At 61.6% G+C, this 22,843-nt stretch carries 20 protein-coding genes; 5 read left to right on the top strand and 15 right to left on the bottom strand.

Annotated elements, in window-relative coordinates; genetic code table 11:
• Positions 1-470 precede the first annotated feature (470 nt).
• The 3 genes from AXG89_RS41810 to AXG89_RS41820 are packed head-to-tail and all read right to left on the bottom strand — an operon-like array spanning position 471 to position 4,104.
• Positions 471-1,574: a porin gene (locus AXG89_RS41810; RefSeq protein ID WP_075357994.1), complete on the bottom strand. Its 1,104-nt coding sequence runs from the start codon at positions 1,572-1,574 to the stop codon at positions 471-473.
• Positions 1,575-1,626: 52 nt separating this feature from the next.
• Positions 1,627-2,955, bottom strand: coding sequence for a uracil-xanthine permease family protein (locus AXG89_RS41815; RefSeq protein WP_062002318.1), 1,329 nt, complete (start codon positions 2,953-2,955; stop codon positions 1,627-1,629).
• Positions 2,956-2,988: 33 nt separating this feature from the next.
• Positions 2,989-4,104 (bottom strand): aryl-sulfate sulfotransferase, encoded by a 1,116-nt coding sequence (locus AXG89_RS41820; RefSeq protein ID WP_075357995.1) that lies wholly within the window; start codon positions 4,102-4,104, stop codon positions 2,989-2,991.
• Between the two features lie 102 nt (positions 4,105-4,206).
• Here AXG89_RS41820 and AXG89_RS41825 point away from each other — a divergent pair, with 102 nt between their 5' ends.
• The gene (locus AXG89_RS41825; protein ID WP_119024861.1) at positions 4,207-5,151 is read left to right on the top strand and encodes a LysR family transcriptional regulator; all 945 of its coding nucleotides are present in this window, start codon (positions 4,207-4,209) and stop codon (positions 5,149-5,151) included.
• A gap of 241 nt (positions 5,152-5,392) precedes the next feature.
• Here the strand turns inward: AXG89_RS41825 and AXG89_RS41830 are convergent, their stop codons facing one another.
• The 4 genes from AXG89_RS41830 to AXG89_RS41845 form a co-directional block, all read right to left on the bottom strand.
• Complete coding sequence (locus tag AXG89_RS41830) at positions 5,393-5,674, bottom strand: DUF3325 domain-containing protein (protein ID WP_083637727.1); 282 nt, start codon at positions 5,672-5,674, stop codon at positions 5,393-5,395.
• The gene (locus AXG89_RS41835; RefSeq protein ID WP_075357997.1) at positions 5,674-7,305 is read right to left on the bottom strand and encodes a PepSY-associated TM helix domain-containing protein; all 1,632 of its coding nucleotides are present in this window, start codon (positions 7,303-7,305) and stop codon (positions 5,674-5,676) included. Before AXG89_RS41835 ends, AXG89_RS41830 begins: the two co-directional genes overlap by 1 nt.
• Positions 7,305-7,601, bottom strand: coding sequence for a DUF3649 domain-containing protein (locus AXG89_RS41840; RefSeq protein WP_075358163.1), 297 nt, complete (start codon positions 7,599-7,601; stop codon positions 7,305-7,307). Before AXG89_RS41840 ends, AXG89_RS41835 begins: the two co-directional genes overlap by 1 nt.
• A gap of 147 nt (positions 7,602-7,748) precedes the next feature.
• A complete protein-coding gene (locus AXG89_RS41845) occupies positions 7,749-8,081 on the bottom strand; it encodes a hypothetical protein (RefSeq protein ID WP_119024862.1) in 333 nt (110 codons plus the stop codon).
• A gap of 279 nt (positions 8,082-8,360) precedes the next feature.
• Between AXG89_RS41845 and AXG89_RS41850 the strand changes: the two genes are divergently transcribed.
• From AXG89_RS41850 to AXG89_RS41860, 3 genes are all read left to right on the top strand, one after another.
• Positions 8,361-9,056, top strand: coding sequence for a gluconate 2-dehydrogenase subunit 3 family protein (locus tag AXG89_RS41850; protein ID WP_119024863.1), 696 nt, complete (start codon positions 8,361-8,363; stop codon positions 9,054-9,056).
• Positions 9,057-9,131: 75 nt separating this feature from the next.
• Positions 9,132-10,916, top strand: a complete 1,785-nt coding sequence (locus tag AXG89_RS41855) for a GMC family oxidoreductase (protein WP_075358000.1) — start codon at positions 9,132-9,134, stop codon at positions 10,914-10,916.
• A 10-nt stretch (positions 10,917-10,926) separates the two neighbouring features.
• Positions 10,927-12,300, top strand: a complete 1,374-nt coding sequence (locus AXG89_RS41860; RefSeq protein WP_083637786.1) for a c-type cytochrome — start codon at positions 10,927-10,929, stop codon at positions 12,298-12,300.
• A gap of 41 nt (positions 12,301-12,341) precedes the next feature.
• Here the strand turns inward: AXG89_RS41860 and AXG89_RS41865 are convergent, their stop codons facing one another.
• The 8 genes from AXG89_RS41865 to AXG89_RS44040 all read right to left on the bottom strand — a co-directional run bounded on the left by AXG89_RS41865 (position 12,342) and on the right by AXG89_RS44040 (position 20,649).
• Entirely contained in the window at positions 12,342-13,280 is a 939-nt protein-coding gene (locus tag AXG89_RS41865) for a Gfo/Idh/MocA family protein (protein ID WP_075358002.1), read from the bottom strand.
• Between the two features lie 60 nt (positions 13,281-13,340).
• Positions 13,341-15,083, bottom strand: a complete 1,743-nt coding sequence (locus tag AXG89_RS41870; protein ID WP_075358003.1) for an IlvD/Edd family dehydratase — start codon at positions 15,081-15,083, stop codon at positions 13,341-13,343.
• A 93-nt stretch (positions 15,084-15,176) separates the two neighbouring features.
• Positions 15,177-16,274: a galactofuranose ABC transporter, permease protein YjfF gene (gene yjfF / locus AXG89_RS41875; protein WP_075358004.1), complete on the bottom strand. Its 1,098-nt coding sequence runs from the start codon at positions 16,272-16,274 to the stop codon at positions 15,177-15,179.
• Positions 16,271-17,308 (bottom strand): ABC transporter permease, encoded by a 1,038-nt coding sequence (locus tag AXG89_RS41880; RefSeq protein ID WP_075358005.1) that lies wholly within the window; start codon positions 17,306-17,308, stop codon positions 16,271-16,273. The genes yjfF and AXG89_RS41880 overlap by 4 nt, the downstream gene beginning before the upstream one ends.
• Positions 17,305-18,819, bottom strand: a complete 1,515-nt coding sequence (locus AXG89_RS41885; RefSeq protein WP_075358006.1) for a sugar ABC transporter ATP-binding protein — start codon at positions 18,817-18,819, stop codon at positions 17,305-17,307. Before AXG89_RS41885 ends, AXG89_RS41880 begins: the two co-directional genes overlap by 4 nt.
• A 13-nt stretch (positions 18,820-18,832) precedes the next feature.
• Complete coding sequence (locus AXG89_RS41890; RefSeq protein WP_062001554.1) at positions 18,833-19,801, bottom strand: ABC transporter substrate-binding protein; 969 nt, start codon at positions 19,799-19,801, stop codon at positions 18,833-18,835.
• Between the two features lie 212 nt (positions 19,802-20,013).
• The gene (gene cadR / locus AXG89_RS41895) at positions 20,014-20,445 is read right to left on the bottom strand and encodes a Cd(II)/Pb(II)-responsive transcriptional regulator (protein ID WP_062001553.1); all 432 of its coding nucleotides are present in this window, start codon (positions 20,443-20,445) and stop codon (positions 20,014-20,016) included.
• Positions 20,446-20,493: 48 nt separating this feature from the next.
• A complete protein-coding gene (locus AXG89_RS44040) occupies positions 20,494-20,649 on the bottom strand; it encodes a hypothetical protein (RefSeq protein ID WP_236873658.1) in 156 nt (51 codons plus the stop codon).
• A gap of 57 nt (positions 20,650-20,706) precedes the next feature.
• On the opposite strand from AXG89_RS44040, the gene AXG89_RS41900 reads away from it, so the two are divergent.
• Positions 20,707-22,839, top strand: a complete 2,133-nt coding sequence (locus tag AXG89_RS41900) for a heavy metal translocating P-type ATPase (protein WP_236873659.1) — start codon at positions 20,707-20,709, stop codon at positions 22,837-22,839.
• Positions 22,840-22,843 lie beyond the last annotated feature (4 nt).

Here is a 22,843-nt window from a genome sequence, read left to right on the forward strand (position 1 = left end):
TCCCAATCAATAAATAAAGGACCGTGTCAGATCGCAAATTTGATATGTCAGAAATGTGCCTGATGGTGCGAAGGGAATTGCCTGGAGCGATGCCGCAGTACTGAAAGGGCTGCTAACCGAAAATAATCCGGTCGTCCGAGGCGTGGGCACGAACTTTCGTTCTTGACTTCTGGTTTCGGCGTCGTTTTTGCCGGATTGGCGGCCAGCCCGGTATCAAAGCGGTCAAAACAGCCAGTTAATCAGCCAAGCTCCTTCACGATCTGTGAGTGCTATCGACGGGCCGACTGCGGGCCGGCCGTCGCCGACGCCAATTGCCGTTGCTCATCTCGTTACGTTGATCCAGCATAGGCCGATACATGCTGCATCGCAACATTTTATTTCGGTGGCGCAGCGTTGGCCCCTTGGCAGTGGCGGGAGCAACTGCGCACACAAGGACCGATTTGCAGCTACGGGCCCTGTTGGTGCATGACTCAGAAGAGATGATGAATCCCGGTAAGCAAGACCGTCTGCCGGCCACCCGACGACGCGCCGATCCCCAACGTATCCGCCACCGCGCCGCCGCCCGCGGTCTCGAACATCAGGTCCGCATAAAGCTGCGTCGATTTGGAGAGCGAATAGACGTTGGCGACCGTGAACTGGGTCCAGCGGTGCCCTTCGAGCGTCGCCGTCCAAGCGCCCGCCGATACTTCTTCCGATGGCGTCAGGCGCAGGTTCGCGCCGCCATCGAAAGTACGAAAGTGTTCCGTGCGGGCCGACGTGATACGCAGATCCGTGGCCAGCGCGTGCACCGTCACGCGTTCGAACCGGTACGACCCGCCAATGCCCGCATCGCGGACCTGCCGGGCGTTGAACGTCGCGCCCGCGGCCAGGGCCTGACCTTCGAATGTGCTCAGTCCGAGGCCGCCGGCGAGCGGCAGCAAGCGGTCCCGATATTCCGAATACACTGCGACGAGCTTCACCGGTCCATTCGTGTAATTGCTGCCAAAGCTGATCGTCCGGCCGTTGGTATTGCTGCCCGTTGCGCCAGGAAATCCGTAGAGCGCACCGAACGTCAAGCCGCTGTAGTTCGAACTTTTCCATTTGACCGTGCTCGATAGCTGCACGGGCAACGTGCTGCCGAGACCATCGAGGTTGCCCGGATGAAACGCGGAAAAATCCCCAAGCAACTGTCCTGTGGATACCGAGCCCAGCCAGTCGAAATTCCAGTCGGTCTGCCGCCCCAATGTGGCCGTGCCAAACCGGGGATCGGAGAGGCCCACATAGGCCTGCCGGTTGAACAAAGTGCCGGCGCTCGCGGCCGCGCCCGTGGTGGTGACGAATCCGCCTTCGAGTCGGAACAGCGCCGAGCGGCCGCCGCCGAGATCTTCAACGCCTTGAAATCCGAACCGGTCGGCTTGCAATGTGCCCTGCTCGGCGATAAAAGCCCGGGACCCGTGGAGGTTGCTGACATAGCCAAGTCCCGCATCGAGACTTCCGTACAACGTCACGCTGCTTTGCGCATGAACACTTGAAGGCGCAGAGAGCGCGACAGCAGACGCGACCCCGGCCGCGCACACGACGGATGCAATTTTCATTGGAAGAGAGGAAAAGCGTGGAAGGAAAGGAAGGGAAAGGAACGGCGCGGGTTCAGGTTGTCTGAATCTTTTTCCCGGGCCGCGCCCACACAGCAGTAAAGACAAGATTGACGATGATCGCCGCCACCGTCCCTGCCGCCATGCCGTTGCTGAGCACGAGTTGCAGGTTCGCGGGAAAGCGGGCGTAGAGATTGGGGACCAGTATCGGCAGCAGGCCGACGATCAACGCCACGGCGAGCGTGTACTGATTGCTGCGCGCATTCAGGTCGACCTGTCCAAGCATCTTGATGCCCATGACACCGATCATCGCGAAGACGATCAAAGCCGTGCCCCCGACCACTGGCGCGGGGATCGAATAAGCAAGCCGTGCGAGCGGCGCGAACAGTGCGATCACGATCAACATAACGCCGGCGGTAGCCGTGACATAGCGTGAACGCACGCCGGTCGTCTGCACCACGCCAATGTTTTCGGCGCTCGTGATGATGAGCGACGTGCCGAGCAACGCACCGATCAGTGAAGCCACGGCGTCGCCGCGAATGGTGCGGGGAACGTCGCGCGAAGCATCGATGACCCTGCCCGTGATCTCGCCGACTGCGACCGTCTGCGCCGTTGCTTCGGCCATCGATATCACGCTGAAAATCAGCATGGGCAGGGCGGCGATCACATCGAAATGCGGCGTGCCGAACGGGAACAGCACCGGGTGCGTGAAAACGGGACCCTGCATGACAGTGGCGAGCGGCATGTAGCCCAATGCCCAGCTTGCCAACGCGCCGATGACGAGGCCCAGCAGCACCGCAAGCCGCCCCGCCGCTCCTTTCAGGGCACGCGCAATCAGAAGCGTGGAGGCAATGGTCAGGAGCGCAAGTCCGAGCGCCTGCGGCTGCGCGAATGTCGGAGTGCCGGGCTGTCCGACGATCACGCCCGCATAGATCTTGATCAGGCTCACCGACACCAGCAGCAACATGGCGCCGATCACCACGCGAGGAAAAAAGCGCAGGCAACGCGCGAACACCGGCAGGATGATCCAGTAGAACAGGCTCGTGAGGATCACCGACCCGGCGGCGGTCTGCAGGTCGGTCTGCCTCGCGACGAGGGCGAACAGCATCACCGGCGCGCCGCCCGGAACCATCACGAACGGGAGTCGCGCGCCAATGGCCGCCCAGCCGAACGACTGCAGCAACGTGCCGATGCCGCAAGCAAGAAATGTCGCACCGATCAACTGGACCGTGAGTTCAGCGGGCAGCGACAGCATCCTGGCGACGAGGAAAACGGCCGTGATCGGCGATGCCGCCATCGATAAAACATGTTGTAAGCCGAACAGCACGAGTTGCCATGCGGGCAGGCGTGCATCGACGGGATCTCTTGCTGGATCAGGACTCATGGCCCCTCCGGAAGTCAGGCGCGTGGGCATGGTTCAGGCCGGTAGCCAGGGCAATTGCTCGCGGCCGTACCGGAGGGTCTGGAACACGCTGTTCAACTGGCCGGGACCGGTCTTGCGTGCGGCTTCATCGGGGTATTGATCGAACCACGGAATGATGTATTCCCAAACCACTTCGCCTGCGGGCGTGACCTCGAACAGGCGGCCTGTCGCGGACTCCGTCACGTGCGTATTGCCGTTGGGCAGGCGCTGCGCGTTGCCCATGAACGGGCTGTAGAACACGTTCACCACGTCGTCAGCGTAGGACCACACGACCGCGTTGTTCGAGGGATCGATCTCGAGCACGCGCGAGAACGCGACGTGCGCGCCAGTGCGAAAGTTGCCGTTATCGAAGGTGAGGATGTTGCCGTTCGGCAGCGCCACCGGCGCGTGCTGGTGCGACACCACGCTGGGCGGAATATGCATGGCGAGCGCGCCCGTCTGCTTGTCCACTGCGATGATGCCGGAGGTCGTCCGCAAGCTCATGAGCACCTGGCCCTGTGCGTTGACACCGATGCCGTTCACGAGCGGCCAGTGGTATCGGCCGAAGCCCGGGGCGATCGGGAAGTCCTCGGGATTCAAATGTTCCCAGGCTTTCCATTCCCATACGAGTTCACCCGCACGATTCACTTCGCGGATGACGTCGCCATACATGACTTCGTCAGGTCCGTGTGCCGTGCCACCGGGTACTCGCCCAGCGAAGCCGGGTGGAACTGGCGCGCAGGCCGAATACAGGAGGTGGCCATTGGGAAGCCATTGCGCGTCGTGGTGATGCGCGGGATCTTCGTAACGCCAGACCACTTCGCCCTGCGGTGTGACTTCGGAGAAATCGCCGCCGTGCCACATCGACCAGGGCGCATAGCGATCGGGCGAATGTGCATGGCTGCCGTTGTAGCCGAGGTTGCCGTTAGGCAGGATCACAGCGTGACGTCCGGGGCGCACGGGCATCTTCCATTGATGCACGACCTCACCTTGCATATCGATGAGATAGACATGACCCCCGCCCGTTTGCGGCGCGATCAGGGTATAGCCATGCGCCGATAGCGCGGGATCATGGGCGATGAGACCGACGCCGCGGCGTCGCTGGGTAATCTGGTCTACGGACGTTGACACGTTGAACTCCTTTGATGACGGAGCCCAATGTAGGGGATACTGGCCGTCAGGAAAATATGATTATTCTTTACGGCCCGTTCGGAAAAAACATACACCCGATCCATGCGCTCAATATCACAGACATTCCGATGCTTCGACGAAGTCGTCCGCCGCGGTTCCATCCGAAAAGCTGCTCAGGCGCTGCATTTGACGGCGGCCGCCGTGCACCAGCAAATCATGAATCTTGAAGAACAGGTCGGCACGCCGCTGTTCGACCGGCTGCCGCGTGGCATGAAATTGACCACGGCCGGCGAGATCGTGATCGCGGCCGTACGACGCGGGCAACGTGACTTCGACAACGCCATGACGCAGATAGAAGATCTTCGCTCGCTGCGCCGCGGTCATATCAACCTCGCGGTGTCGCCTTCCTCGGCCGAACACATGGTCCCGGAGGCCATCGAGGCGGCCATCAAGAGTTATCCCGGGATCACCTTCAGCGTGCGCTCCGGCAATGGCGAGAGCATCCTGAAGTGGGTCGAGACGGGCGAGGCTGACATTGGCTATGGCCTGCGCCGCAAGCCGCCGCCAGGCGTAGTCGAAGTGCGGGCGTTCGCTCAGCGTCTGGGGCTGGTCGCAGCGCCCGGTCATCCGTTGTGCGAGCTGGACAGGCGGCTTCGGTTGCGCGACTGTCTCGACTATCCCCTGATCCTGATGACACCCGACACGGAATTGCGCGCAATGGTCGATCAGATCGATCATCGGGAGCAGAGAAAGGCGCGCCCGCTCGTCGAGACCAGTTCGGTCTCGATGGTTCGGCGTCTGGTGGCCAATGGCCTGGGTATCGGCTTCCTGATTGCCGAGAACGTGGCGGAAGACGTCGAACAGGGACGACTCGTGTGGACTCCGCTCTCGGATGCGGGAGCCAAGTCGTTCAGTTGCCTTTATCAGCGATCAGACCTGACCACGACGACAGCCATGGGCATGTTCCAGGAGTTTCTGGGGCACGCGATTACTCGCATGGAGGAGCGCTTTGAGTCTCAAGGCGTCTCCGCAAAATCACAACGATGATCTGCACGACTGGAACCCATGTCTTGCGGATTTCGCAGAAAGGGTGAGAGCTCACGGCACGCGACTGACTTCTTGCATTCCAGAGTGAACTGCGTCCCAGTTTGCTGGGCGGAGTTTCGCTTGGCCAGTCTCCTGATCCGGCAAGACTTATTCGCCGCCCAATTCAACGTTGCGTGCGAAAGCCGGACGCGCTGCGCTGGACGCTGCATCGAATACTGCCTGGCGCGACCGGCAAACGTTATTAACCGTGTGCACTCCGCCTGCCCCGCAGGATCAGCGCGCCATAAACGATTCCGGCCGCGAGACTCGTGCAACCGCTGAAACTGACGAGTCCCATCGCCCACCCTTCGTCGCCGACTACGAGCCTGAGCGCCAGCAAAATCCCGCACCAACCTGCGATCCAGAACCCGCGCGACTGACCTTCGCGCAATTTCCGTCCGAATACCGTGTCCTGATGCCGCTCCATGGCAAGGGCGAGAAACGCAAAGGACAGTACGCAAATGATCAAAGCCAATCCATGCATCACGTGCTCTCCTCTTCTGCTTCCCGCACTGCAACCCGGCGTCCGGCCGCGCTTCTTGCCACAGCCTTCACACGTGGCCGATGACGCCCCGTGCGGACCGCCAGCGCCGCATGCAGCGCCGCGAAAGCCCACATCATCAGATCGAAGCCCACGAACACCCAGTCACCTTGCGCGATGGAACGCCACAACGGCCGTTGCGTGGTGAGCGCATTGAGCAAGGGCAAGAACGCCAGCAAGCCGGCCGCGAACCACAGCAATTCAATCCAGGCGCGCTTTGCAGGCCGTGCAAGCGTGTACAGCAAGGTTGCCGCCCATATCGTGAAGAACAGGTTGATCTCTGCTTTCGGGCGCTCGGGCATTGCCACGGGCAGCAGCCGGTTGGCCCACAGGAACCCCGTCATCGCGATGGAAAGCCCCGCGATGCTCGCAATATTCAAACGCTCGACGAGCCAGAAGCCGAAATAAGGCCGCGCAGGATCGGGCAGCTTTTGACGCCGTTTGACCGTCCACATGACGAGGCCGGTGCCTACCATCGCCGTGCCGGCAAGACTCACGATGAAGTACAGCCAGCGCAACTGCAAGCCGCTGAACCGGCCGAGGTGCAACGCATACAGCACGCCGCGCGTTTCCGCCGCCGCGCCGACGCCGCCTTTCACTTCGATCAGCTTGCCGGTCGCGCCGTCGAACAACAGATATTGCGGGCTCATGGAAACACGTGCTGCGTCCCCGCGCGAAACGGCAACGCGCGCCGCGCTATCGCCGGGATGGGTGATCGTCACGCGCCCGGCATTGCCGCGTCCCCAGCGGGCCTCGGCTTCACGCACCATCGGGCCGACTGGCGCAAGCGGCGCTTTCTGCCCGCTCGGCTTGCCCGGCTGGATGAAGGCGCTCAACTGCGTTGTCATCTGCTGGCTCTCTGCCGGCGTCCTGAACGCGGCCTGGGACCCGAACGGCATGTACATCGCCATCAGGGTGACGAGGCCGGTGTAAGTGATCATCAGGTGGAACGGCAGCCCGAAGACCGACAGCGCGTTATGCGCATCGAGCCATGAACGTTGGCCCTTGCCCCATCGGAACGTAAAGAAGTCGACAAAGATCTTCTTGTGCGTGATCACGCCGCTAATGATGGCGACCAGCATGAACATCGCGCAGAAGCCCGCGATCCACCGTCCCCATAACGCAGGCATGTAATAAAACTGGAAGTGGAACCGATAAAAAAAGTCGCCGCCGAGCGTGTCGCGCGCCGTCACTTTCTGGCCGGTGTCAACGTCGAAGCTCGCTTCCTGGAACGCACGTTTGCCGGTCGCAATACCCGGCGTGCGCCAGAACGAACCAATCACGCTGCTTCGTTCATTGTGCAGATCGAAACTCCACTGCGCGCTCCCTGCGGCCAGCGTACCGAGCGTCGTGGCTACGCGCTCGGCCGTCAGCGCGGCGTCGGGCGGCGCTGTCCGGTGCGCAACTTCAGGCCGCATCCATTGCGTTATTTCTTCCTTGAAGTAGCTGACCGTGCCGGTAAGGAACATTGCGTAGAGAATCCAGCCGACAAGCAAGCCCGCCCATGTATGCAGGTCGGACATGCTCTGGCGGATGCCGCGGGCCTGCGGCTTCGGGTTGGAAGATGCCTTCATCAGACATGCCCTCCCGACCACACGGTCCAGGCTGCACACAACAACGGCAGCGCCACGACCAGACATCCGGTCCACGCACGCAAGGCGCTGCGCACCGCGAACACCCAGATCACAGCGCAGACATACACGATAAAGCTGGCAAGCATGCCCGTCAGGACCGCTTGCGGTTTGCTGATCGGCAATGCAAGGGTCGCCACGCTTGTCAGTGCAGCGAGCGCGTAGCCGCCGAAGATGGCGCATACGATGCGCGACACCAGCGGCCCCACGCGAGCGAATCGAGTGATGACGATGTTCATTTGCTTGCAGTGTCTTGCGTTGTCATGCTGGAGCCATTGAAAGTCGATCTGCGCCGACAACAGCAACGTGCGCGGCGCGGCCACCGTTGCATACGTGCCGCTCACGAGCCAGTAGTTATCGATGAACACGTTCTCGACGTTGGCACGCTAGACCACGGACTTCCCCGCAATCCGCGTCCGATAACGCGCGCCGACATCCGTGCGCGTCCAGCCGGTTACCTCGATGCGGTTGGCCGCATCGAATTGCGGCGAAGAGGTGGTGATGACCCGCCCGTTCAGGCTCAGGCCCGGTACCCACGGCAGGTCCCAGCCAACGCCGAAGTTGATCGCGCGTTTCGGCACGCCGTCCGCGTCGTGGAACGTCACGCTTGCCATCAGGCGCAGGCCGCTCAGCACGTCGCCGCAGGTCGCGGGTTCCAGGCCGCAGTTGCGCTGTTTGCCGTCGAAGCTGCAAACCGTGGTCACGGGGTCCGTGACCACACTCGGGCGCGCCAGCCAGCCCTAGCTCAAATGCAAATGATTATTATTAACAAATATCACGGGTAAGTGTCAAGTTTGTTCTCTGCTCGCGATCGGCCACCGGAATCATCTTAGGAACCGCCAAGCACCAGCCTCCGCAATGATTACTTGAATCTTACGTTTGCTTGTATATTTGCAATTCTTGCAAAGGTGTTTATCGGGCGGCTTCGGCGCGCCTTTCAAAGTGGCCAGTCATAATCCCACCCCTTGAAGACCGCTCGCCATTCTGGATACTCGATAATGAAAACCATCGGCAGCTCCCCTGCCCGGCGCGCGTTTCTCCGCGATGCACTTGCCATGGCGCCCGCCGCCGTCGCGGTTGGAACAGGTGTGGCCGGTTCCACGCTCGTGAAGGCGGCCGACGCCCAACCTTACAAGCCGGCCTACTTCACCGCCCAGGAATGGACCACGCTCAATGCGCTGGTTGACCGGCTGATTCCCGCCGACGCGCAAGGCCCGGGCGCGGTCGAGGCCGGCGTGGCCGAGTTCATCGACTTGCAGATGAACCAGCCGTATGGCTTCGGGGCGCTCTGGTACATGCGCGGCCCGTTCGTAAGAGACACATCGCCGCTGATGGGCTACCAGCTCGAATTCTCGCCGCGCACGCTGTACCGTTCGGCGCTCGCCGGTTTCGACAAGGCGGTCATCGCCAGGCGCAACAAGCCTTTCAACGATCTCGACGATGCCGGCAAAGATGCGCTCATCGGCGAACTCGAACACGGCAAGCTGGCAATCGGCGACGTCCCGCCCGCCGACTTCTTCGCGCAGTTGCTGCAGAACACGCACGAAGGCTATTTCTGCGATCCGAAGCACGGCGGCAACAAGCACATGGACGCGTGGCGAATGATCAATTTCCCGGGCGCACGCGGCGATTACATCGACTGGGTCGAACAATACGGCAAGCGTTATCCGCTGCCGCCGGTTTCAATCGGCTGAACGGGGCGCCTGATCGTTGCCCGGTTTTGGAACCGGTTCCATAAGCGCAGATGCTGACAAACAAGGACACATTGCATGGCCGATTTAAAGATGAAGCCCGTGGACGCCGTGATCGTCGGCTTCGGCTGGACCGGCGCCATCATGGCGAAGGAACTGACCGAAGCCGGCCTGCACGTGGTTGCACTGGAGCGTGGCGCGTATCGCGACACCTACCCGGACGGCGCGTATCCGAAGACGCTCGATGAGCTGACCTATTTGCAGCGCTGGAAGCTGTTCCAGGACATGTCGAAGACGAGCTTCACTTTCCGCCATTCCCTGAACGACACCGCGTTGCCGTATCGGCAGATTGGCGCCTTCAAACCGGGTGAAGGCGTGGGCGGCGCGGGCCTGCACTGGTCCGGCCAGCATTGGCGCGTGTATCCGGAAGAACTTCGTCTCAAGTCGCACTACGAGGAAAAGTACGGCCGCAAGTTCGTGCCAAACGGCATGACGCTGCAGGACTTCGGCGTAACTTACGAAGAGCTGGAACCGCACTTCGATTTCGTCGAAAAGATGATGGGAACGTCGGGCCAGGCGTATCGCGTGAAAGGTCAGATTGTTGCGAACGGCGTGGGTAATCCGTTCGAAGCAAACCGCTCGGACAACTTCCCGCTGCCGCCGCAAAAGACGCCGTACACTGCGCACCTGTTCGAACTCGCCGCGCGTGAAGTGGGTTTTCATCCGTTTCAGGAACCATCCGCGAATGTCGCGCAACCCTACACGAACCAGTATGGCTGCCAGATGGGTCCGTGCAACTTCTGCGGTTTCTGTTCGGGCTTCGCCTGCTACAACTACTCGAAGGCATCGCCGAACGTCAACATCCTGCCTGCGCTGAAACAGGTGCCGCTGTTCGAATTGCGATCGAACTGCAACGTGCTGCGCATCAACCTGGACAGCAGCAAAAAGAAAGCGACGGGCGTGACATATGTGGACATCAAGGGCAATACCGTCGAGCAGCCCGCAGCGCTCGTGATTGCCAGCACGTTCGCGTACAACAACGCGCGGCTGTTCCTGCTCTCGGGCATAGGCAAGCCCTATGACCCGAAAACAGGCCAGGGCGCAGTCGGCAAGAACGTCGCCTATCAGACGATGTCCACCGTGCGCATGTTCTTCGGGCCAGGAAAGAACACGAACGGGTTTATTGGTGCCGGTGGCAACGGCGTGGCATTGGACGATTTCAATGCCGACAACTTCGATCATGGTCCGCTCGGCTTCGTGGGCGGCGCGCCCGTCTGGTGCAACCCGGCCGGCGTAAAGCCGATCTCCGGCATTCCTGTTCCGACCGGCACGCCCAAGTGGGGCGCGCAATGGAAGACGGCGGTGAAGGACAACTACACCAATACCGTCTCGTTCGATGTTCACGGCGCGAACATGGTCTACGCCGACAACTATCTCGATCTCGACCCGACCTACACCGACAGCTTCGGCCAGCCGCTGTTGCGCTTCACCTTCGACTGGAAAGAAAACGATATCCGCATGAGCCAGTACGTCACCGGTCAGATGCAGAAAGTCGCCCACGCGATGAACCCCAAGTCCATCCAGACGAGCGTGATGAACATCGGCGATCACCTCGACCTGCGTCCGTACCAGACCACGCACTGGGCAGGCGGCGTCGCGATGGGAACCGACCGCAACACGAGTGTGCTGAACCGCTACCTGCAGAGCTGGGACGTGCACAACGTCTTTGCGGTAGGCTCGGGCGTGTTTCCTGTGGGTATCGGCTATAACCCGACGGGACTCGCGACAGCGCTTGCCTACTGGTCGGCGAAGGCGATCCGCGAACAATATCTGAAAGACCCGCGTCCGCTGGTCGATGCCTGAGGCGAACACGATGACATCATTCACCCGGGTTTTGAGCGGGCTCGCGCTTGCTGTTTCCTTCTCTTTCGCGGCACATGCGGCGCAAGCCGCGCCTCTCACTGCCGATCAGCAGCAGGTTGCGCGCGGCGAGTATCTGGCGCATGCAGGCGACTGCATCGCGTGCCATACCGGGCATAACGGCAAGCCGTTTGCCGGCGGTCTGCCGATCCAGACGCCGCTCGGCAAGATCTATTCGACCAACATCACGCCGGATGCGAAGACTGGTATCGGTACATGGAGCTACGACGATTTTGCCGCGCTGATGCGTCACGGCGAGACGAAGTCCGGGTACGCCGTTTATCCGGCAATGCCGTATCCGTCGTATTCACGCGTGAACGATACCGACATGCACGCGCTCTACGCCTACTTTCAGCATGGCGTTGCACCCGTCGAGCAGGCCAATCGCAAGAACGATATTCCCTGGCCGCTTTCCATGCGATGGCCACTGAAGATCTGGCGCGCCGCGTTTGCACCCACGCCCGCGCCCTACGCCGACACCGCGAGCGACAGCGTCTCCGTTGCACGCGGGGCGTATCTGGTGGAAGGGCTGGGTCATTGCGGCAGTTGCCACACGCCGCGCGGCGTCGGCTTGCAGGAAAAAGCGCTGACCGGCAACGACTCTTCAATCTATCTTGCGGGCGGCGGCGCCATCGACGGATGGATTGCGCCGTCGCTGCGCAACGAACACGGCGGCGGCCTGGCGGACTGGAGCGAAGCGGATATTGTCGAGTTCCTGCGCAGCGGCCGCACGCCCATGACGGCATCTTTCGGCGCCATGAACGATGTCATAGTCGATTCGACGCAGTACATGACCGGCCAGGATCTCGAGAGCATCGCCCGGTATTTGAAGTCGATGCCCGCGCGCAGGACGCAGGCGAAAGCCTACGCGTACGACCCCGCGATCTCGCGCGTGCTGTATGCGGGCGAAGTGCCGCCCATGCCCGGCGCGCAGATTTACCTCGACCGGTGTGCGGGATGCCACAAGTCGAACGGCAAGGGCAATGGCAAGGCATTTCCGGCGCTGGCGGGCAACGCCGTGCTGCAGACATCGAACCCGATGTCGGCGATACACATCGTGCTCTCGGGCGGCGCGATGCCAGCCACGCGAACCGCGCCTTCGAGGATGACCATGGCGCCGTATGCCGATGTGCTCAACGACCAGCAAATAGCGGACGTGGTGTCGTTCGTGCAGACGAGCTGGGGAAATTCAGGCGGCAAGGCGACGGCGGCAGACGTCGCAAAGATCCGAAGGACTGCGCAGCCGGTGAGCGCGGAAGGGTTCTCGATGGCCGAGCCTGAACTGCATCACGCCGCGCCGGACGATCAGGCATCGGGCGGGCAGTAGTGGACGGCCGGGCGCTAGCAGAAGCCCGGCCGTTTCAACGTTCAATCTTCGAAGGCTTCAACCTCATGCCGCTTGCCGAGCAACATGGCGTCTGCGACATGCTGCAACGGGCTGACATCGACATCGCTTGAACCCGTCGAGATCAACTCGAAGAACCGGTCATAGAGGCTCGGATATTCCCGCTCCTTGCCGAGATCCTTCACCTCTTCATCGATCTTCAAGAACTTCCCGCCCTGCGCCAGGTGCAAGACGCCACTGCGGGTCGTCACCTCGATCTGCCACAACTCTTCCGGACCAAACCGCCAGTCGAATTCGGCGCGGATCGGCGTGCCGAGCGCATCGCTGAAATCGAGGTTTGCGGCGATCGGATTGTCCCTGTTGGCCGGAACGAACAACTCCGCCGACTTCAAGAAGAACGCATGCGGCAAGATGCGCGTGACGATGGACAACGCGTTGATGCCGGGATCGAACACGCCCAGTCCACCCGGCTGCCAGATCCAGTCCTGCCCCGGATGCCAGCGGCGCACGTCCTCTTTCCACAAGACGTTGACCGATGTGATCGTCTTGTCCGCAAGCCATGCACGCGCAGTTTCAACGCCCGGCGCATGACGGGAATGCCAGGTCGCGAACAGCGTGCATTGCTTTTCCCGCGCCAGGGCAGCCAGCACCTGAACTTCGGTCACGCTTGCACCCGGCGGTTTTTCGAGCATCACGTGCTTGCCCGCTTCGAGCGCCGCGCGTGCCTGCGCAAACCGCACTTGCGGCGGCGCGCACAGCGACACGGCCTGCAATTGCGGTTCGGCCTTCAGCATCTCCCCGACATTCTGATAGTTGTTGACCCCGTCGATCCGCGCATTCCTGCTCGCGCCGGCAATGAGCCTGTACCCCGGATTCCCGGCTATAGCAGGTAAATGCTGATCGCGAGCGATCTTGCCGACGCCGGCAATGCCTATGGCGACCTGTGCAACTTGCTCTGTCATGGATGGACCTTAAAGATATCGTCGTTGATCTGGTGCGTGCAACGCGCCGCCAGTCCAGGCTTAATGCGAATGCCGCGGCACATCGGCACCCCGACATCCTACGAGAAAATCGAAATCGCAGCCCTGATCGGCTTGCAGAACATGATCGACGTAAAGCTTCCGATACCCGCTCGTATCCGCCGGCGTGACGGTCTGCGCTTCCGCCCAGTCGGCGAGACGCGCGATGAGTTCGGTCTCGCTGACGTCGAGGTGCAATATGCCGCCCATGCAGTCGAGTTCGATCCAGTCTCCGTCCCTCACCACCGCAAGCGGGCCACCCGCACGCGCTTCGGGCGCCACGTGCAGCACGACGGTGCCGTACGCCGTGCCGCTCATGCGTGCGTCCGAGATGCGCACCATATCGGTCACGCCTTGTGCCAGCAGCTTCGGCGGCAAACCCATGTTGCCGACTTCCGCCATGCCCGGATAACCTTTCGGGCCGCAGTTCTTCAGCACGAGAACAGAGTCCTTCGTGACATCGAGTTCGGGGTCGCCAATGCGCGCCTTGTAGTGATCGAAGTTCTCGAACACGACCGCGCGGCCGCGATGCTTGAGCAATTCGGGCGTCGCGGCCGACGGCTTCACCACGGCGCCATTCGGCGCAAGGTTGCCGCGCACGATGCACAAACCACCATCGGCGACGAGCGGGTTATCGAGCGGCCGGATGACCTCTTCGTCGTAGATGGGCGCCTCTCTCGTGTTCTCCCACAGCGACTGGCCGTTCGCGGTGAGCGCATCGGGATGCGGCAGCAAGCCCGCTTCGCCAAGCCGCCGGATCACGCCCGGCAAGCCGCCCGCGTAATAAAACTCTTCCATCAGGAAGCGGCCGGAAGGCTGCAGATCGACCAGCGTCGGCGTACTGCGGCCGATGCGCGTCCAGTCATCGAGTTCGAGATTCACACCAATGCGACCCGCGATCGCCTTCAAATGAATCGCCGCATTCGTCGATCCGCCGATCGCCGCATTCACGCGGATCGCGTTCTCGAACGCTTCTTTGGTCAGCAGCTTCGACAACCGCACGTCCTGCAACGCCATCTCCACAATGCGCATGCCCGACATGTGCGCGAGCACATAGCGCCTGGCATCGACGGCGGGAATTGCCGCGTTGTGCGGCAGCGTGACGCCGAGCGCCTCCGCCATGCATGCCATGGTCGATGCCGTCCCCATGGTGTTGCACGTGCCTGCCGAACGCGACATGCCCGCCTCCGCCGACATGAATTCGTGCAGCGTGATCTTGCCCGCCTTGACCTGCTCGCTGAGCTGCCACACGACCGTGCCCGAACCGATGTCGCGGCCATGATGCTTGCCGTTGAGCATCGGTCCGCCGCTTACCGCGATGGCCGGCACGTCGCAACTCGCCGCGCCCATCAGCAACGCGGGCGTGGTTTTATCGCAGCCGACGAGCAGCACGACAGCATCCACCGGATTGCCGCGGATCGATTCCTCGACGTCCATGCTGGCGAGGTTGCGCGTGAACATCGCGGTCGGGCGCAGATTGGATTCGCCGTTCGAGAACACCGGGAACTCAACCGGGAAACCACCCGCTTCGAACACGCCGCGCTTTACATGCTCCGCGAGCTTCCTGAAATGCGCATTGCACGGCGTGAGTTCGGACCACGTGTTGCAAATGCCGATGATCGGCTTGCCCTGGAATTCATGATCGGGAATGCCCTGGTTTTTCATCCAGCTTCGGTACATGAAGCCATTCTTGTCGGCCGTGCCGAACCATTGGGCGGAGCGCAGCGGGCGTTTTGCGTCTGACATCGATTTTTCCTTGACCGTTTCTATTACTATTCAAAGCTTCATTCGCCCGAACGCACCGCGCGTCCGGAACCGTTTTTCATGTCGATAGCTGAGTCAGCTCCGTGACCCGAGCGCAGCGGGATCTGCTTTGGTCGCGTCGTCGTGTTGCCGTGTTGCCCGCCACCTGAGCTTCAGCTTTGATCCCGCCCGTTCACCCGACGCCGTTCCATCCGACTTGCGCCGGGCCGCATGCCGTTCTATCAGGCGCTGCAACAGGCAGAACGCACACAAAAGCGCGCCAATCACAATGCGGGTCCACCACGAACTGAGCGTGCCATCGAACGTGATCAGCGTCTGGATGGTTCCGAGAATGCCGACGCCGAACACCGATCCAATCACATAGCCCACCCCGCCCGTAAGCAAGGTTCCGCCGATGACCGTGGCGGCAATCGCATCGAGCTCCATGCCCTGCCCTTGCAAGCCGTATCCCGAGAGCACGTACAGCGTGAACACCACGCCGCCGAGCGCCGAGCAAAATCCGCTCAGCGCATACACGCCGACCTTCGTGCGTGCCACGGGCAATCCCATCAGCAATGCCGAACGTTCGTTGCCGCCGACCGCATAGACGTTACGCCCAAAACGTGTGAAATGCGCGACGAAGATGGCAAGCACAAGCGTTGCAATGGCGATCAGGCTGCCGGCCGTGAGCGAAGCACCGTGTATATCGATGTGAAAACCCGACAGCGCGTGAAAGCTCGGGTCGTTGATGGTGATCGATTGCGTGGTGATCAGGAAACACGCGCCGCGCGCGAGGAACATGCCCGCCAGCGTGACGATGAACGGCTGCAGCCTGAAGAAGTGGATGAGCGCGCCCATGGCCGCTCCGTACAACGCGCCGAAGACAAGCACGAGCGGCACGATGACCCATATGGACCAATGCAGGCGTTCGGCGAAGACCGCGCAGAGGATCGTCGTCAACGCCACCACCGATCCCACCGACAAGTCGATGCCGCCCGACACGATCACAAAGGTCATGCCAATTGCGACGATCAGGAGAAAGGCGTTGTCAACGAGCAGGCCCAGCAGCACTTGCAGCGAGAAAAACCCGGTGTACATCGCAGAGCCGAAACCGAACAGCGCAACGAACAGAACGATGGTGACGACGATTGGCAACGTGCGCGGATCGACCAGGCGATCAAGGAATTTCCTCATTTGGCGGCCTCTGCAAGGGGCTTCTTGGCAACGTGGGGAAAGGCGCGGCCGAGTTGTCGCACGATCACCGTACGAGCGCTCGCAGACTGGATCACGCTGACCACCAGCACCACCGCGGCCTTTACAACGAGCGTAGCTTCAGGCGGCACGCCGATGGAATACGTGGTGTACGTGAGCGTCTGGATGATCAATGCGCCGAGCACAGTGCCGGCAAGGCTGAACTTGCCGCCGAGCAGCGACGTGCCGCCGAGCGTGACGGCGAGGATCGCATCGAGTTCGAGCAACAGGCCCGCATTGTTGCCGTCAGCGCTGCGCACGTTCGAGCTGATCAGGATTCCCGCAATAGCCGCCGTGAGACCGGAGAACGTATAGACCCCGAACACGATCGCGCTCGAACGCAAGCCAACGAGTTTCGTCGCGACCGGATTGATGCCGATCGCGCGGATGAACATGCCGAGCGCCGTGCGGTTCATGAGCAGCGCGGTCCCGGCAATCGCGGCCACCGCAACCCACACGGAGCACGGTATGCGCGCCAGATAACCGCCGCCGACCACCAGATACCCCGGCGCCCCGATGGGAATGATCTGGCCGCCCGTGAGCAGCTGCGCGACGCCCCGCCCGGCCACCATCAGGATCAGCGTCGCGATGATCGGCTGCATGCCGACAAACGCCACGAGCACGCCGTTCCACATGCCGGCAATCACGCCCACGACGAGCGCAGCGGCAAGTGCTTCAGCCACATTCGCGGGATTGTCGGCGAGGATGCTCGCGGCCGCCGCGCCCGCGATGGCGACGACAGCGCCAACGGAGATATCGATGCCGCGTGTCGCGATCACGAGCGTCATGCCCAGCGACACCAGCACGAGCGGCGCCGCACGATTGAGGATATCGATGGGCGCGCCGAACCAGTGGTCATCGAGTACGGAAATCGAGAGGAAATGCGCGTTCTGGCTCAGGTCGAGCAGAATCAGCAACACGAGCGTGAGAGCCGGCCATACGAGAGGATGTTGCAACGCTGCCTTGATCGGGTTCACTGGCTGCCTCCTGCTATCAACCGGTACACCTGGTCTTCCGACGTCGCGTGCCCCTCGACTTCCGCCACCTTGCGCCGGTCGCGCAGCACCGCGATCCGATGGCTCACGCGCACCACTTCGTTCACCTCCGAGGAGATGAACACAATGCCAAGGCCTTTCGCGCACAGCGCCAGCACACGATCCATGATTTCGAATTTGGCTGCAACGTCGATACCGCGCGTGGGTTCATCGAGAATCAGCATCTTCGGCTCGGTCGCAAGCCAGCGCGCGAGCAGCACCTTCTGCTGGTTCCCGCCAGAGAGAAGTCCGATTGGCTGCTCTGCGTCGCGAGCCTTGATGCCAAGCCGCCCGATATAGTCATCGGCTATTTCGCGTTGTTTCGCCTTCCCTATGACGCGCCACCAGCCGCGTTGCACCTGCAGCGCAAGCACGATGTTCTCCCGTATGGAAAGCTCCGCAACAATGCCTTCCTTCTTCCTGTCCTCGGGGCAATACCCCACGCCGCGGCGCACGGCATCGCGAGGCGAGCGAAGCTTCACTGCCTTCCCGCCAATGGACATGCTGCCCGCGTCCGAACGCTCAGCGCCAAAAAGCAGGCGCGCGGTCTCGGTGCGGCCGGATCCGAGCAGGCCCGCGAGGCCGAGGATCTGGCCGGGCTGCACATCTATATCGATGGGATTCATCACGCCACGCCGGCCGCTGCCGCGCATGGTGAAGAACGGCGGCACCAGACTCTTCTTTGCCGGCGGTTCGTCAGCCGCGCGTTTCAGGCGCTCGGTCATGCGTTCATGGCCCACCATCTTCGAAACCAGCAGTTCCACCGGCAGATCGCGGGCCAGATATTCGCCTTCACGCTCGCCATTGCGCATGACCGTGATGCGGTCCGAGACCGCGTAGGTCTGCTCGAGAAAATGCGTGACAAAGAGGATCGCGATGCCCGATTGCTTGAGCTTCTGCAGCACGCCGAAAAGCCGCGCGACTTCTCCTTCGTCGAGGCTCGACGTGGGTTCATCGAGAATCAGCACGCGCGCATCCACCGATACCGCTCGCGCGATCGCAACCATCTGCTGCACCGCGATCGGGTAGGTATCGAGTGACTTGGTCACATCGAGATATACGTTCAGGTCGGCCAGCGCCGCCTCGGCACGCGCACGAATGGTCTTCCAGTCGATCGCGCCATGCCGTTTCGGCTGCCGTCCGGCAAACACGTTTTCGGCGACGGACAGATTCGGACACAGGTTCACTTCCTGATACAGCGTCCTGATTCCAGCCGCTTCCGCATGGAGCGGCGTTGCGAAACTGACCGCCTCGCCACCCAGCCGGATCTCGCCGGCGTCGTGCGCGTGGACGCCGGTGAGTACGTTGATGAGGGTCGACTTGCCGGCGCCGTTCTGACCCATCAGCGTATGGATCTCGCCGGGCAACAACCGGAAGTCCACGTTCTGCAGCGCCTTGACGCCCGGGAACGACTTCGAGATACCGATGGTTTCGAGGATGGGCGAAGCGATCATGGAGTCTCGCCGCTCAGTATTTACGCTGCGGCAGGATCTGCGCCGCGACGCTCATGGGGAACACGGTTTCGTCGGTGACGATGCGCTTGGGCAACTCCTTGCCCGCCACCACTTCTTTCACCGCGGTCATGAGTTGCGGGCCGAGCAGCGGACTGCATTCGACGTCCACATTGATCTTGCCGGCCACCATGGCTTCGAAGCCGCCCTTGGTGGCGTCGAACGAGACCACGCTCACGTCCTTGCCCGGCTTGACGCCGGCTTCTTCCATGGCCTGGATCGCACCGAGCGCCATGTCGTCGTTATGCGCGTAGACCACGTTGATCTGCTTGCCGTAAGTCTTGATGAAAGCTTCCATGACCTGCTTGCCGCCGGCCAGCGTGAAGTCGCCGCTTTGCGAAGCGATGACCTTGAACTTTGGATCGTTCTTGATCACTTCCAGCAGCCCGGCACGACGGTCATTTGCGGGCGCGGAGCCGACCGTGCCCTGCAACTCGGCAATGTTGATCGGACCGGCTTCGTTCTTGTAGCGCTCTTCGAGCCATTTGCCCGCGCGCCGGCCTTCTTCCAGGAAGTCCGAACCGATCATGGTGACGTACAGGGACTTGTCCTTCACGTCGATATTGCGGTCAGTGAGGATCACCGGAATCTTCGCGGTCTTCGCTTCGATGAGCACCGGTTCCCAGCCGGATTCGACCACCGGCGAAAACGCGATCACATCGACTTTCTGGGCGATATAAGAACGGATCGCCTTGATCTGGTTTTCCTGTTTCTGCTGGGCATCGGAGAATTTCAGATTGATGCCGGCATCCTTGGCCGCGCTTTTGACCGATACGGTATTGGCGGTGCGCCATGCGCTCTCGGCGCCCACTTGCGAAAAGCCCAGGGTGATTTTCTTGTCGTCGGCCTGGGCGTTCAGGCTTGCGCCCAGCAATAGCGCAGAACCAAGCAGCGCACCAATGGCTGCGCGTCGAGCATGTCTCATGGTTGTCTCCGATTTATTTGTGTTTGTAATCGGTACTGCCGCGCTTCTTTGCCGCTCATGCGGGATGGGCGGTCATTGGACTCAGGACGTACCGGAACGAAGCGTAGCGCCGGGGTGCATGGCGGTCCAATCAGTTATTTGGCATTTGCGATACCAGGAATGGTATGGCGGAGGGGTGGTGGCCGAGCGGCGGAACGATCCGTGCGCCCGCTTTATCCAATGTGCGAATGTTTCACGCGCGCAGGTGAGACTTCCATGGTCGTCAGTTCCTGGACGATGCCGCAGTCACCCACGGCTTGCTCCACCGCGCAGCGGCTTCGCAAACTGATCAGCTGCGCCTTCAACTGCTGCAATTCCTCGATCCGATGATCGACGTGCGAGATGTGTTCATCGACCAGTGCGTTGATGGCGCCGCACTGCTGCGCCGGCTTGTCCGTCAGTCCCAGCAGGGCCCTGATCTCGTCATGCGCCATGTCGAGCGCCCGGCAATTCCTGATAAAACGCAGCCGCTCGACGTGGACAGCCGAGTAATCCCGATAATTCCCTCCCGTGCGTTCGGCATCGGGCATCAGGCCTTCTTTCTCATAAAAACGGATCGTTTCCGTCGTGCAACGTGCGCTTTTGGCGAGTTCTCCGATTTTCATGCGACCTCCGTGTTAGTGCTTGACCTTGAAGTGGCTTCAAGGTGTCTACTAGAACACAAATCCAGTCAGGAAGCCACGATGTCCGATACAACCAAAGACCCAGCACATGCGGAGCACGACCACCATGAGCACCATGAGCACCATGAGCACCATGAGCACCACGGGCACGACCATGCAGAACACGACCACGCAAGCCATGCTCATGAAGGGCACGGTCAGGCCCATACAGATTCCTGCTGCGCGTCCGCCTCTTCCGCGACCATGGCAAGTCTTTCCGGACTGCAACGCGTCGGCAGCAGCATCCGCACGCCGATCCGGATCATGCAGATGGATTGCCCGACCGAAGAGACGCTCATCCGCAAGAAGCTCGGTGGTATGCCATCCGTCAAAGGCATGGAATTCAATCTCATGCAACGGGTTTTGACGGTCGAGCACACCCCTGATTCCCTCGATACCGTCGCGGACGCAATCCGCTCGCTCGGCTTCACGCCGGAAATGCCGGACTCGGCCGGCAAGCTCGATGCATCGATTGCCGAAACTTCGAAACCATGGTGGCCGCTTGCGCTTGCCGGCGCTGCGGCCATCGGCTCGGAAGCGGCGAGCTGGCTTGGCGCCTCGACGTGGCTGTCGGCGGCGCTGGCGATCATCGCCGTGCTCGCCTGCGGTGTGACAACCTACAAGAAGGGCTGGGTTGCGCTTTCCAACGGCAACCTCAATATCAACGCGCTGATGAGCATTGCCGTGACCGGCGCGCTGGTTCTCAGGCAATGGCCCGAAGCGGCCATGGTCATGGTCCTCTTCACGGTTGCCGAGCTCATCGAAGCGAAATCGCTCGATCGCGCGCACAACGCCATTCAAGGACTCATGCAACTCACGCCTGAAACGGCGACCGTGCGTCAGGCGGACGGCACGTGGGCCGATATCGATGCAAAGACAGTATCTGTCGGATCGGTGGTTCGGATCAAACCCGGCGAGCGTATCGGTCTGGATGGCACCGTGCTTGCCGGCCGTTCGACGGTCAATCAGGCGCCGATCACCGGCGAAAGCCTTCCCGTCGATAAAACCGAGGGCGACGCGGTCTTCGCCGGCACCATCAACGAAGCAGGATCGCTCGAGTTCGCGGTGACGGCCGTCGCTGGCGACACGACGCTCGCGCGCATCATTCATGTGGTCGAAGAAGCGCAAGGCGCAAAGGCGCCGACGCAAAGGTTTGTCGACCAGTTCGCTCGGGTCTATACCCCGATCGTGTTCGCAATCGCACTCGCTGTGGCGATCCTCCCGCCGCTTCTCGCGGGCGGAAGCTGGCACGACTGGATCTATAAGGCACTCGTCCTGCTCGTGATCGCGTGCCCCTGCGCGCTCGTCATTTCGACTCCGGTGACGATCGTGAGCGGCCTTGCCGCGGCGGCGCGCAAAGGCATCCTGGTCAAGGGCGGCGTGTATCTGGAAGAAGGCCGCAAGCTCGCGTGGCTCGCGCTCGACAAGACCGGCACCATCACGCACGGCAAGCCCGTACAAACCGATGCCGAACTTATCAACGGAGAGGGTTCCGCAGAGAACCGCCGGATCGCCGCAAGCCTTGCCGCAAGATCGGATCATCCGGTGTCGCAATCGATAGCGCGATCGGCGCAAGAGGATCTAGTCGAGCTTCACATGGTCGATGAATTCGAGGCCATTGCCGGACGCGGCGTGCGCGGGGTGATCGAAGGCCGCTCGTATTCGCTCGGCAATCATCGGATGGTGGAGGAATCCGGCTTGTGCTCGCCTTCTCTTGAACTGCGCCTCGAAGCACTCGAGCGCGAAGGCAAGACCGTCGTTGCGTTGAGCAACGAACGCGAGGTGCTGGCGCTCTACGCCGTCGCCGATACGGTCAAGGACACGAGCCGCGAAGCAATCGATGATCTGCATAGCCTCGGCATTCGTACCGCCATGCTGACGGGCGACAATCCGCACACAGCGAAGACGATCGCGCAGGAAGTCGGTATCGATGAAGCACGCGGCAATCAGCTTCCCGAAGACAAACTCAAGGCGATCGTCGATCTCGGCGCCGATGGGTCGGTCGTCGGGATGGTGGGCGACGGCATCAACGACGCCCCGGCGCTTGCACGCGCGAACATCGGCTTTGCGATGGGCGCCATGGGAACCGACACAGCCATTGAGACCGCGGACGTCGCGCTCATGGACGACGACCTCCGCAAGATTCCGGCGTTCGTGCGTTTGTCAAAGGCGACGCACGTCATCCTGGTTCAGAACATCGTGCTGGCGCTCGGGATCAAGGCGGTGTTCCTGACGCTGACGCTCATCGGTTTGGGAACGATGTGGATGGCCGTTTTCGCCGATGTCGGCGCGAGCTTGCTGGTGGTTGGTAACGGGTTGCGGTTGTTGCGCAAGTAGCGGT

The organism is Burkholderia sp. PAMC 26561 (assembly GCF_001557535.2).
GTDB lineage: Bacteria > Pseudomonadota > Gammaproteobacteria > Burkholderiales > Burkholderiaceae > Caballeronia.